Origin of the sequence: Pseudoalteromonas sp. T1lg21 (genome assembly GCF_002964625.1) — a bacterium.
Lineage (GTDB): Bacteria > Pseudomonadota > Gammaproteobacteria > Enterobacterales > Alteromonadaceae > Pseudoalteromonas > Pseudoalteromonas gelatinilytica.
Map to the genome: position 1 here is coordinate 134,871 of NZ_PQBX01000001.1, position 12,426 is coordinate 147,296.

General features: G+C 41.9%; 13 protein-coding genes. 7 read left to right on the forward strand and 6 right to left on the reverse strand.

Annotated features, from left to right (window positions below; translation table 11 throughout):
- Positions 1-26: 26 nt before the first annotated feature.
- The gene (locus C2M25_RS00665) at positions 27-1,358 is read right to left on the reverse strand and encodes a sugar MFS transporter (protein ID WP_199775132.1); all 1,332 of its coding nucleotides are present in this window, start codon (positions 1,356-1,358) and stop codon (positions 27-29) included.
- Between the two features lie 160 nt (positions 1,359-1,518).
- Between C2M25_RS00665 and agaR the strand changes: the two genes are divergently transcribed.
- The 3 genes from agaR to tatA all read left to right on the forward strand — a co-directional run bounded on the left by agaR (position 1,519) and on the right by tatA (position 5,642).
- On the forward strand, positions 1,519-2,283 hold the full coding sequence (agaR, locus tag C2M25_RS00670) for a transcriptional repressor AgaR (protein ID WP_105180133.1): 765 nt from the start codon (positions 1,519-1,521) through the stop codon (positions 2,281-2,283).
- A gap of 316 nt (positions 2,284-2,599) precedes the next feature.
- Positions 2,600-5,416, forward strand: a complete 2,817-nt coding sequence (locus C2M25_RS00675) for a TonB-dependent receptor (protein WP_105180134.1) — start codon at positions 2,600-2,602, stop codon at positions 5,414-5,416.
- Positions 5,417-5,486: 70 nt separating this feature from the next.
- Positions 5,487-5,642: a twin-arginine translocase TatA/TatE family subunit gene (tatA, locus tag C2M25_RS00680; protein ID WP_082401550.1), complete on the forward strand. Its 156-nt coding sequence runs from the start codon at positions 5,487-5,489 to the stop codon at positions 5,640-5,642.
- A gap of 12 nt (positions 5,643-5,654) precedes the next feature.
- On the opposite strand, the gene C2M25_RS00685 is transcribed toward tatA, so the two are convergent.
- Positions 5,655-6,734, reverse strand: coding sequence for a mechanosensitive ion channel family protein (locus tag C2M25_RS00685; RefSeq protein ID WP_063702636.1), 1,080 nt, complete (start codon positions 6,732-6,734; stop codon positions 5,655-5,657).
- A gap of 122 nt (positions 6,735-6,856) precedes the next feature.
- Between C2M25_RS00685 and C2M25_RS00690 the strand changes: the two genes are divergently transcribed.
- The 3 genes from C2M25_RS00690 to C2M25_RS00700 all read left to right on the forward strand — a co-directional run bounded on the left by C2M25_RS00690 (position 6,857) and on the right by C2M25_RS00700 (position 9,731).
- The gene (locus C2M25_RS00690) at positions 6,857-7,825 is read left to right on the forward strand and encodes a YihY/virulence factor BrkB family protein (protein WP_063702634.1); all 969 of its coding nucleotides are present in this window, start codon (positions 6,857-6,859) and stop codon (positions 7,823-7,825) included.
- 82 nt (positions 7,826-7,907) lie between these two features.
- Entirely contained in the window at positions 7,908-8,750 is an 843-nt protein-coding gene (locus C2M25_RS00695) for a pirin family protein (protein WP_105180135.1), read from the forward strand.
- 9 nt (positions 8,751-8,759) lie between these two features.
- Entirely contained in the window at positions 8,760-9,731 is a 972-nt protein-coding gene (locus C2M25_RS00700; RefSeq protein WP_105180136.1) for a glutathione S-transferase family protein, read from the forward strand.
- 40 nt (positions 9,732-9,771) lie between these two features.
- Here the strand turns inward: C2M25_RS00700 and C2M25_RS00705 are convergent, their stop codons facing one another.
- From C2M25_RS00705 to C2M25_RS00720, 4 genes are all read right to left on the reverse strand, one after another.
- Positions 9,772-10,347 carry an AAA family ATPase gene (locus C2M25_RS00705; protein WP_234003509.1) on the reverse strand — a complete coding sequence of 192 codons (576 nt, stop codon included), beginning with the start codon at positions 10,345-10,347 and terminating at the stop codon, positions 9,772-9,774.
- A gap of 89 nt (positions 10,348-10,436) precedes the next feature.
- Positions 10,437-10,694 (reverse strand): hypothetical protein, encoded by a 258-nt coding sequence (locus tag C2M25_RS00710; RefSeq protein ID WP_063702626.1) that lies wholly within the window; start codon positions 10,692-10,694, stop codon positions 10,437-10,439.
- Positions 10,694-11,140: a hypothetical protein gene (locus C2M25_RS00715; protein ID WP_105180138.1), complete on the reverse strand. Its 447-nt coding sequence runs from the start codon at positions 11,138-11,140 to the stop codon at positions 10,694-10,696. The genes C2M25_RS00710 and C2M25_RS00715 overlap by 1 nt, the downstream gene beginning before the upstream one ends.
- Before the next feature lie 5 nt (positions 11,141-11,145).
- On the reverse strand, positions 11,146-11,487 hold the full coding sequence (locus C2M25_RS00720; RefSeq protein WP_105180139.1) for a DUF883 domain-containing protein: 342 nt from the start codon (positions 11,485-11,487) through the stop codon (positions 11,146-11,148).
- 461 nt (positions 11,488-11,948) lie between these two features.
- Here C2M25_RS00720 and mraZ point away from each other — a divergent pair, with 461 nt between their 5' ends.
- Positions 11,949-12,407: a division/cell wall cluster transcriptional repressor MraZ gene (mraZ, locus tag C2M25_RS00725; RefSeq protein WP_054552739.1), complete on the forward strand. Its 459-nt coding sequence runs from the start codon at positions 11,949-11,951 to the stop codon at positions 12,405-12,407.
- Positions 12,408-12,426: the final 19 nt, after the last annotated feature.

Sequence of the window (12,426 nt, forward strand, 5' to 3'; positions counted from 1 at the left end):
TAAAACAACTAAGCCTGCCCATGTCGTTACTTACGCCAACTTGTTAGTTTGTGACCAATCAGTGCGTAATAAAGAATAAACGCATAGCAAGGGATCAACAGATAATAAGCTTGTTGTGCATTGCCTGTATATTCTGCAAATACACCGTATACCAAAGGCAATAGCGCGCCACCAGAAATCCCCATAATCAGTAATGCCGCGCCGGTTTGAGTTTTATCGCCAAGATTTGCAAGGGCCATAGGCCAAATGGTCGGCCATACCAGCGCATTCGATAAGCCAAGTAATGCAACAAATAACACGGTATCAGGAAAACTGTTATCAGCAAGCCAAAAGAGCACTAAATTCGAAATCGCAGTTTGTTGCGGATCAATCAAAATGATACCAAGTGAAAACACACAACCACTTAACGCAGAAAATATCAGCGCCTGTTGCTGACTAAAAAAGCGAGGAATTAATACGATACCTAAAACATAACCTAGCACCATAAAGCCCATGGTGTAAGAGGTGAGTTCTGCGAACTGCAATACCCCTTGTTCTTTGCCGTAAAGGCCAATAGTGTCGCCGGCAATGACTTCTGCACCTATGTAAAAGAATAGGGCTATCACGCCTAAAACTAAGTGTGGAAATTGCAGTACTGATTTGCTCTCGCTATTGTTGCTGGTTTTTGGTTGCTCAATATCAGGTAGCGGGGCCAGCATGATTAACGCCGCTAATATTGCTAATGCGATTGCCATTACAAAGTAAGGAGTAATTAAACGATTAGCCAGTTCTTGTAACTGTAATTGCTTTTGAATGCTGTTTAATTGGGCCAAAGCCTCTGGGCTAAAGCTGGCAATGTCGCTAAATACAATCGCTGAGAAGAGCAATGGAGCAACCACACCAGCACTCTTATTGAGAATACCCATAATGCTAATGCGCACGGCTGCCGTGTCTTTAGAGCCTATTAGCACGATGTAAGGATTCGCAGCAGTTTGTAATAAGGTGAGGCCGCTACCTAACGTAAATAAGGCAACCAAAAATAACCAATACGCTTGAATTTGTGCCGCAGGAATAAACAACAATGCACCCAATGCCATGGTACCTAAACCAAACGACATACCGTGCTTATAGCTGAATATTTGCAAAATCTTAGCGCTTGGCAGTGCCATCACGGTATAGGCGATATAAAACACCAGTGTCACCATATAAGCTTCAATATGGTTGAGATCGCAGACCATTTGTAAAAATGGGATCAAGGAGCCGTTAAGCCAAGTTATAAAACCAAATAAGAAAAACAACCCGCCTATGATCATCATAGGCAGTAATTGCGTGCGATTGGTGTGTTCTGTTTGCTCTAACAGTGAGCTTTGTGTTGTCATTTTTGTCACCAAAGAAGATTGTTGTGAAATAATCATAAAACAAAATTCGTAAGTTTTGAAAGTTTTATTTTATTTCGAAACTAAATTTGGCTTTGAAACTGTAAATTGTGTAATATTGAACTACAAATTTGAAAGCAGCTATTAAAACAACAGGCCAGCTATGCTAACCACAATAGAAAGAAGACAAAAAATCGTCCTGATGACCGAGGAAAATGGCAAAGTAAATGTTAAAGATCTTGCTAAAACCTTTGATATTTCGGAGGTTAGCATTCGCCATGATCTTAACGAGCTCGGTAAACGAGGCTTAGTTGTCCGTTCACGTGGTGGGGCAATTGCCTGCGATAAATTGGCTAAAGAGCTTTCGGTAAAAGATAAGCATAACGAAAACTATGCTGTGAAAGTGTTATTAGCGAAAGCTGTGGCAAGTTTGGTTGATGATGGCGATTCATTGATTATTGATTCTGGCACCACCACAGAAGAAGTTGCCAAAGCATTAACCAATAAGCAGGGCCTCACAGTGATGACAAACGGCCTTAATATTGCCCATGTACTGGCTGAAATTGAAGATGCAAATGTGTTTATGCTGGGTGGGCAATTAAGAAAGAAATCAATGTCTTTTTACTCAAATGAAGTCGAGCAAGCACTTAGTAAATATAACTTTAAAAAGGTTATTTTAGGGGTTGATGGTATCGACTCAGAAGCAGGGATCACCACCCATTATGAGCCCGAGGCAATGCTGAATCGCACCATGTGCACCCGCGCAGATAAAGTCATTGCAGTCACAGATTCAAGTAAATTTGGTAAGCGTGCTTTGTATAATGTATTGCCGCTTAAATCAATCGATGTGCTGGTCACCGACAAAAATATGCCAGCAGAGTTTGTTGAATCATTAACGAGCTTAGGTATCGAAGTGATTACTGTTTAACTCTCTAGTTAAATAGGATTGATGAAAGGTGGCTTTTGCCGCCTTTTTTATTATCCAAAATAAATCGTACCAGCCCACCGAAAGAAAATCTTTTAAAAAAAATCATTATCGTAACTTTCGAAATTAAAGTCCCATATTTAAAGGCATTCGAAGCCATTTTTTTCATATATAAAACAAATTTCGTAACTATCGAAAGTTTCGAAAGGTAATTTATTGTTGCTAGATTGTTTCATTTTGTTATAGATTAAATATAAGGCCTTACTCATTACCATTTTTATGGTGAAAAAATCTGAACATTTAAAAACAGGAAATCATCATGGCAACAACAACTAGAAAAACATATTTGAGCGTGCTGATAAGCTCGATTCTGGCCTCATCAGTCAGTTTCGCTGCAACGGCCCAGCAACAAGAAAACGATAGTAAGGCCGAAGAGGATGTTGAGGTTATTGAAGTTACAGGGATCCGTAGCAGTATTAAAGAATCAAACTTTCGAAAGAAAGAAGCAACGACGGTTGTTGATGTCGTTGTCGCTGATGACATCGGTAAGTTCCCCGATGAAAACTTAGCGGAAGCATTGCAGCGTATTCCGGGTATCACCATTACTCGTAATGGCGGTGAGGGGCAAAATATTTTAGTCCGTGGTTTAGGTGGCGGCTACAACATTACCACGTTGAATGGTCGTAAACTGGCTTCTGAAAACTCAGGCCGCGACTTTAACTTTGATACGATTGCTTCAGAGTTAGTGGGTGCACTACAAGTGTATAAGTCACCAGAAGCACGCTTAATTGAAGGGGGCATTGGTGCGGTTGTTGATATCGAAACGCGTAAACCACTAGATCAAGATGGCTTTACCTTGAGCGCTTCAGCAAAAGGGATTTATGAATCTCGAACAGGCGATGTACACCCGCATGCTTCATTCATCATCGGTGACAACTTTAATGATGATACTTTTGGTGTGCTTTTCTCGGGTGCGTATTCTAAGAAAACCTTACGTGCAGACACATACTCGGCAAGCGGCTTTTTTGACGAAGAAGAAGGTTGGGGGGCAGACAGCGCAGGTGTGCCAGTCGACATGAACGGTAACGGAGAAATTGATGGGCAAAGTGAAATATTTGCCTCAAAAATCCCGAGTTACATGTATTTTGCGAACGCGCAGGATGTGCGTGAACGCGTCGGTGCGACGTTAGCAATGCAATGGCGTCCAACAGATACCCTAGATATTAACTTTGATGCTCTTTATTCTCGTTACAATACTGACGGCCATCGCTATCAAATTGGTTTTGTTAACTATGATGAAAGCTGGACGCCAGGCACGCCAGTGTTTACTGATGCAGAATTTGATGACACAGGCCGTGTAGTATCAATGACGCAAACCGGTAACACCATGGTGGAGCTACTCAACCTAACCAACCCACGTAAAACCGATACTTATCAGTTTGCCCTTAATGCTAAATGGTATCCAATGGATGGCCTAACACTGGCTGTGGATGTTGCCCATTCAAAAGCGAAAAACGAAAACGGGGGTGATAACCGCTTTATTGTTGCGCGTGGTTTTATAGATTCAATTGGGATTGATTACACCACGGGTAATATGCTGCCAGATGTTACTTTATCGCCGGGCTTAACTGCGGATCAATCATACGGTGCTCACTATAGCCGTAATACAGGTACTGGGGTTGAAGACACGGTTAATGACTTTAAGTTTACCGGTACGTTTGTGCCTGAAAGTGATTTAGTGACCCGTGTTGATTTTGGTTTAACTTACCTTGAACAAACTAAAAGTCAGCTTGAATATGCATCAAAAAATGCCAGCCAATTCAGTAATGGTGGTCAATATTTAGAGCGCGATGGCTATGAATTTGATGACAGCACCGTAGTGAATGTGGGTGACTTTAACCTCTTTGAAATCCCAAGCGATGTGTTTGTTGAAGCGAATTTCGATAACTTCTTAGAAGGCGAAAGTAGCATTACACCAGAGCCATGGCCAAGTTTCGACTACGATAAGTTACTTGCTTATTATCGCTCAATTAATGCTGAAGCAACCGATAAGAGTATTGTTGCATCGCTCAATTCATCGGGCACTTATGAGGTAACCGAAGAAGTTCTAACCGCGTATGCGCAAGTGACGCTCGAGAGCACTCTTGCAAATATGCCGTATATGTTAAACGTAGGTATCCGTGGTTCGCAAACAGAAGTGAGCTCTAAAGGATCAGTGTATGATCTATCGTTAATTGACCTACAAGAAGATGGTAAACCACTTGAAAATGGTTGGCGTGAAACTGTTGAACAATCATTTAAAGGGGACTACAGCAACATTTTACCAAGCATGAACTTCAAGCTTAGTATTACTGATGATTTGATTTACCGTTTTTCTGCGGCACAAGTGATTAGCCGCCCATCGTTAGGCTATTTACGCCCATGGCTTGCGCCAAACTTTGATACGTATCGTGAAGGGTTACCACAACTTTCGATGGGCGATTCATCGTTAACACCAGAAGAAGCTAATCAAGCCGATATGACCTTAGAGTGGTACTTTGAAGACAGCAGCTCGTTAAGTGGTGGGGTGTTTGTCAAAGACCTGAAATCATTTATCGATTACGTAGAAAGCCCAGTTGAAATTGAAGGTGTGCGTTACTTTGCATCTTACCCTGGTAAGAGTAAGTACGGTGCAACGATCAAAGGTGCTGAGTTTGCTTATCAGCAGTCGCTTGAAAACTTATTACCAGAACCTTTCAATGGCCTAGGCTTTCAGCTTAACTACACTTATGTTGACAGTAGCTACGATGAGCCAGAGCTCAAAGAGTCAGGTTTGCCATTTAGAGGCATGTCGAAAAACTCATATAACGCCGTGGTTTACTATGAGCAATATGGTTTCCAAGCACGTTTAGCGTATAACTGGCGTAGCAAATTCTTGTCGGATCCTGATGCGTGGGGTGGCCCTTATTGGATCTCTGATTATGGTCAGTTAGATGCCAGCATGAGCTATAACATCAGTGACCAATTCACAGTGTTTGCCGAAGCAACGAACTTAACGAATGAGCGTTATTGGGGTTACACCAAGCGTACTGACCAAGTGAGTTACCTTGAGCGTTTTGGTACTCAAGTCGCATTAGGTGTACGTGCTAGCTTTTAATCTTTGTATTCCCAGTTATTAGTGTTGTTCAAGCGCCTGCAAAGGCGCTTTTATTTTAAATGAGGTTGTTATGGCAGGAATTAGTGTTTGGCAATTAGCCATTATTGCCGCAATTGTGGTGCTGTTATTTGGCACAAAAAAATTATCTCGAATTGGTGGAGATTTAGGGACGTCAGTCAAAGGGTTTAAGCGTGCTATGCAAGATAAACCCAATGATGAAGCCTAGCTCTCAAGTACTTTAAATTATATTGCTACCCTGTTCAGGGTCGCGAGATTGATCCGCTTGTTCGCGAATATCATCGGCATCACTGCTAACGTCATCAAGGCTGTGGTCGTCGAGTGATTTTGCTGTTTTTGGCTCTGCGCTTGCATTATTGTTTGGCTGCTCATTATCGTTCTCGCTATTTAAAATAATTCGCTCGCGAGCATCATCAGGCATGCTGATTTGCTCTGCTAAATAGGTATTGACCAATTCTCGCATTAATTGTGAAGCGACTTTGACAGTGCTGTGTTCGCGGCTATTAACCCAAAAATAAATGGTTAGATTTAAAGTCGCTGAGCCTAAAGAATCAATTAACACTTGGCTTGGGGGATCATTAATAACAGCAGGGTTTTGATTAACCACCTTCATTGCTAATTGTTGGGCGTAGCGAATGTCATTATCGTAGCCAATGCCAACATTAAAGTGACCCCGCATTTTCGGGTTTGCAGTGAGGTTTTTAATGACGTTTTTATACACGGTCGCATTAGGAATTTGAATGTGATTGCCATCAAAATCCACCAAGGTGGTGGCGCGAGCCGTAACCTTTTTAACCACCCCTAAACGACCATCAACTTCAATCACATCGTCAATACGAAAAGGGCGCTGCACACTGAGCAGCATGCTTGAAATAAAGTTTTCAGCGATATCGCGAAAAGCAAAGCCTAAAATAAGCCCAACTAAACCAGTCCCACTCATAATCGCTACAGCAAAACTGGTAAGCCCTGCAAGACGCAAAAATAAGTACACCCCAAACAAGATGATAATGATGCTAAAAAAGCGCCTCGTCACTACATGTAAAAGTTTACTTTCACTGACAAAGCCAAGCGGCTTTATTAATAAATACGATAAAGGACGAGCTAATAAGTAGCAAATGATGATGGCCGCAATACCGAGTGTCAGTGCTGGTAACATTTGCCATGCAGTATGTAAAAACTGCGTAATTTGAGAATTTAAGTCTTGCCAAGATAAGCTCGCAGGGATTGCTTGCGATGTTACCCAAATGGTGGGGCTGAACAAACTAGCCAATTGATTTTTAATAAGTAAGTAATAACTCATCGCACCGCTCCATGGATCTTTGTAGTGTTTTTATAAGCGTAGCTTAATGCAATTCAGACGCCATTATTACTGGCAAGTTGTTTGCAGCTTGAGAGTGTTAAAGGCAATTATTTAGGTCGTTTATGAGTAAGGACAATCGTGGTTACCACGCTCGCTCACCGATGGAGATCCCAATTCGCGGTTGGTGGGATATCAGTAAGCGGGTTTATCACAACCTATCACAAGACAATTTATCTTTCGTGGCGGCAGGTGTGGCGTTTTATGCCTTGTTGGCGATTTTCCCTGCGCTGGCGGCCATAGTCTCTGTGTATGCTTATTTTGCTTCGCCAACCGATATTTATGATCAACTCGATAAAGTGATTGCCATTTTACCTGCAAGTAGCCGCGACATTATTTTGCTGCAAGTAAGTGGCATCACTCAGCAATCACAAAAGGTATTAAGTGTCAGCGCCATAGGGACCTTGTTATTAACGGTTTGGAGTAGTAGTAAAGGCTGCCAAGCACTGATCACTGCCTGCAACATTACTTATCATCAGCGCAATAAGCGCCAGTTTTTTATGGCATTAGTGGTGCGTTTTTTATTTTCGTTAGGTGCTATTGTGGTTGCGCTGGTGGCGTTATTGATCATTGGTATTTTGCCAATAGTGCTTAATTTAGTTGGTTTAACTGAGCTTATCGATTTAATGATTCAGCTTATTACTTGGCCACTATTAGCCATTATTTTTAATTGCGCTTTAGCATTTTTATATCGTTATGCGCCTCACAGAACGCCTGCCAAATGGCGCTGGATCACCCCAGGCTCAATGCTTGCCACCTTACTGTGGATCATCGCATCAATCGGTTTTTCATATTATGTATCGCAATTTGCAAGTTATAACGAAACCTATGGATCGTTAGGGGGTGTGGTGATCATGTTGATGTGGCTTTATATCAGCGCATACATCATTATTTTTGGTGCGGCCATTAATGCCAGTGCCGAGCAACAAACCTTAGTCGATAGCACTATAGGGCCAGACAAAGAAGTGGGAGATCGCGGGGCAACAGTGGCTGATAGGTTAACCAGACAACAAAATGAGCATTCTCATAAATAGAATGATTAGTGCGAATTTTACTCATGGTTGTTAGTTAAATTAGCGCCTACAATCATTTCATACAATTTACGGGAGTAAAGTTATGAAAGTGATTCAACAATTAAATAGCCATGCCACACAAGATGGTGATGGTGTAAACATCAGCCGTATTCCAGGCTTTGATGGCAAGTATTTAGACCCTTTTTTAATGATCGATGAGCTGAAGTCTGATGATCACAGTGATTTTATGGGCGGCTTTCCTGCGCATCCTCACCGTGGTATTGAAACCTTTACGTACATTATTAAAGGTGGCTTTGAGCACCAAGATCAAATGGGTAACAAAAAAGCGATTCGCGCTGGTGATGTGCAGTGGATGAGTACCGGTTTTGGCGTGATCCACAGTGAAATGCCATTAGCAGATGCCAAAGAAGGCATGCACGGCTTTCAGATTTGGCTCAATATGCCAAGTGCCGAGAAGCTAAGAGCGCCGCGATATCAAGATACCACTGAAGCGCCAGCGCCAACGACTCAAAATGAGCAGGGTGTTGAGCTTAAAGCGTTGGCAGGAAGCTGGCAATTTGCCGGGGAAGAGCAGGTATCTAGCTTACAAGACCTCGCAGCTGACGGCATGCTTGCTGATGTGACTTTACCGGCTGGTACGCAGTTTTATCATACACCGCTTACACAAACGAAGGTGATGATTTATATCCATACTGGAGAAATTCATACTGAGCAAGGCGGCCCAGTTAAAGCGGGTAGCTTATTAATTTTAGAGCCTGGCAGTGACATTGAGTTTAACTCGCAAACGGGGGCTGGCGTTTTGATTTTAGCCGGTGAGCCACTTAAGCAACCAATCGCTCATATGGGCCCGTTTGTAATGACAACCCAAGCTGAGTTACAGCAAGCTGTACGTGACTATCAGCTAGGTAAATTTGGCACACTATAGGAGGTTATTGTGGGATTACTAGTAAATGGCCAATGGCAAGATAAATGGTACGACACTGATAACAATCAAGGTGAGTTCAAACGTGAGGCAGCCCAGTTACGTAACTGGGTTAGCGCAGATGGCAGTGCAGGGCAAAGCGGTGATGCGGGCTTCAAAGCTGAAAAAGATCGTTACCATCTTTATGTCTCTTTAGCTTGCCCTTGGGCTCATCGCACTTTGATTTTTCGCCATTTAAAAGGCCTTGAAGATTATATTAGTGTGTCGGTTGTAAGCCCTGACATGTTAGAGCATGGCTGGACCTTTGATAAAGATAATCACAGCACAGGTGATGCACTTTTCGATAGCGACTGTATGCATCAAATTTATACGCGTAACAAAGCAGATTATTCAGGTCGTGTTACGGTTCCCGTGCTTTGGGATAAAAAAACGCAGCGTATTGTTAGTAACGAATCTGCTGAAATTATCAGAATGTTTAATAGCGCGTTTAATGGCCTTACAGGTAATGAACGCGACTTTTATCCGCAATCGTTGCGCTCTGAAATTGATGAAGTTAATGAGTTTGTTTATCACAATATTAATAACGGGGTGTATCGTGCTGGCTTTGCGACAACGCAAGAAGCTTATACAGAAGCCTTTGATAATCTCTTTGCCGCTCTAGATAAGATTGAGCAACGTTTAACAGCTAATCGTTATTTAGTGGGTGACACACTGACAGAGGCCGACTGGCGTTTATTTACTACTTTAATTCGCTTCGACAGTGTTTATGTGGGCCACTTTAAATGTAATTTGCGTACTATCGAGAGCTATCCGGCGATCAGCAACTATTTGCGTGAGTTATATCAAGTTGAAGGTGTAAGTAAGACCGTTGATTTTTATCATATAAAACGTCATTACTATTTTAGCCACACCATGATCAACCCAACTCAAGTTGTGCCAAAAGGGCCTGATATAGACTACGCTCGACCACATAATCGTGGTTAATAGACCAGATAACTAACAGTTTAATGGCTTGATTAAACTGTTAGTTATAACTATCCATGACCTTGCGGATGGTGTCGATGCCAAACATCACCTTTTGAATAAATGACTCTGAACTTTTCACTAAATTAAAGTTAGGGTGCTGAGACCAAACAGCTTGTAGTTTGTCATCAAGCAATATGGCTTGTTGATCAGATTCGTTTCTTACTGGGTTATTAGAATGAATACTCTGCCCAGATTTAGCAGCCGTTTCAAAAAAGATCACCGCATCATACTGGTTAAGTTCGATTTCTAGGCTGGTGTTTAAACACTGAAAAAACTCATCTTTTTCACCAGGCCAGTAGGCAAGGCCGTCTAAGCTACCACGATCGCAAAGCATTAAACGATCTGGGTGCATGGTTCGCTGAATATGTTCAAGGTGTTTTTGTAAGCTGAAGATAGCTTGTTGATGGGCTTTGATAAGATGAGCTGAATCGCCTCGTTCTATACCACCACTGAAAAGCATGGTCGCAGACTCTGGCACCACGACAATTTGTTTTGAAAACTCACGTCTTAATAAATCGATGGCTGTTGTTTTGCCACCACCAGGTCCGCCTGTTAATACAATCCTTTTTTTCACCTTAGGTTTCCACAAATAGCTAGTGTGTGTTTAAAGTAATGAAAATGGCTGGAAAAGAGAAGTAAAATGCACACTTTACATGATAAAGATCACAACAAACGCAGTAACCAGCTAAAACGACCAATTTGTTTCAGTTTGCTGCTTTTTGGCTGTGGATCATTGAGCGCTTCGTAGCCCATACCTGCCGTAAAGGCACTGGCAATACCCACCTTACTGACAGCAAAACGTTTCAGGCGGTAATTAAATGCTTGATGATGCTGACGTTTAAGCTCATCTTGTAAATCCATTTGATGACTAAGCTCACTGACTTTATGCTGTGGCTTGTTGATAAAATAATCAATTAACATTATTCATTCTTATTAATATTCAGTAACTGACGAACGCTCTTGAGCGTATGATCAAAACCAATTTTACTGCTGACATAACCAATGTTTTTCCAAAGCCATGTAAGACAAATCAATTGTAAAACAATCAATGAAACAGCAGATAACCACAATGATTGGCTAAAGCTAAATATCGCGATACCTACAGTGGCAAGTAAGCCAGCCCATAGCAGCACTAACCCCCCAGCAAAACAGACGAGTAAGATTATCGTTAAGGCGAGTGAGCGTGTTGATAAGCGCCACTCCGCTGCGGCAAGCTGTTTGCAAAGCCCCGTTTGCTTGCGGTAGTCAATATAAAGCTGTTTGGCATAGTCAGATAATTTGGCAAGATGATCTTGCCACTGATCAGCGTTTAACGGCTGATCAGTGGCATCTTGCGTTTTCTCATCTGTAGATTGAGAAGATTGCATAACGATTACTTACGACGAATAAGTGCGGTTACTAGCATGCCTGCTGCAAATGCAATACCTGCTGTCGCAAGTGGGTTCTCTGATGCAAGCTTACGAGTTTTACCACTGTACTCATTAATTTTAGCGCGTGCTATAGCTTGCTTTTCAGAAAGCGTTTGAGCTGAGCTCGATGCACCTTGACGAACACTGTGCTCAGCACTTGCTGCACGCGATGATAATGCATCTACAGCATGGTGCGCTGCTTCTGTTGCTTTTTCTGTGAATGGCGCCTCTACTTGAGCCGCGTTCGATTGTGCACTGCCATTAGTTGCTGTACTTGAGTTCGATTTTGAAGTTGCGGTAGTCATAATCATTCCTTAAAAATTGCCACTTAATTGGTAGTTAACCTGTCGCAACCTTCATACCAAATAGTAAAAGTTAATTTTTTCAATGCGTTATGTTTTTAAATCAGCCGTTGGTTGGAGGATGCTCGTAACTCTTGCAGGGTGAATAAGTAAAAATTACAGAATAAGAAATTTTTGTAATTATTCATTGGTCATTCATTAACCATTTTTCCCTAATACATAGCCAAGAAAATAGAAAAAAAATTTTTTTTCGATGTTTACCACTTTTTCCCACGTAATTCATAGGCTTTGCCCGAGCCCTTATTTTTTCTGGCTTCACAAGGCGCTTATGATGATCTGCTTACTTGACAAAAAGGCTTGTCAAGCCCTAAACTGGAGCACTGTGGTAAAAAGTGGTTTTTAGTGGATCAAACTGGATCGGAAATAATCATTAACGATTAACAACCTAATTTTTAAGGCAAGCTATGTTTCGGGGTGCGAGCTCTCTGAGTTTGGATGATAAAGGACGCTTTGCGGTACCTACAAAGTACCGAGATGCGATCTTGTCTGAAGATCAGGGAACGGTTATTTGCACTGTAGCCTTAAACGAACCGTGTTTGTGGTTATATCCGTTAGCAGAATGGCTCGAAATTGAAGAACGATTATTAAAAATTTCGAACATGAATCCACGCGCTCGCCGTATGCAACGTATGTTGCTCGGTAACGCTACAGAGTATCAACTAGATAAAAATGGCCGAATTTTGCTGGCGCCGTCGTTACGCGCACATGCAGAACTTGGAAAAAAAATCATGTTGGTTGGCTTGATGAACAAGTTTGAAATTTGGGATGAAGATCGTTGGCATGAACAAATGCGCCAAGATACTGAAATTGAACGCCTAGGCGATTTTGAGGCGAATCCTGAATTTGATAACTTTTCACTCTAACCACAATAATAAAAAGGCA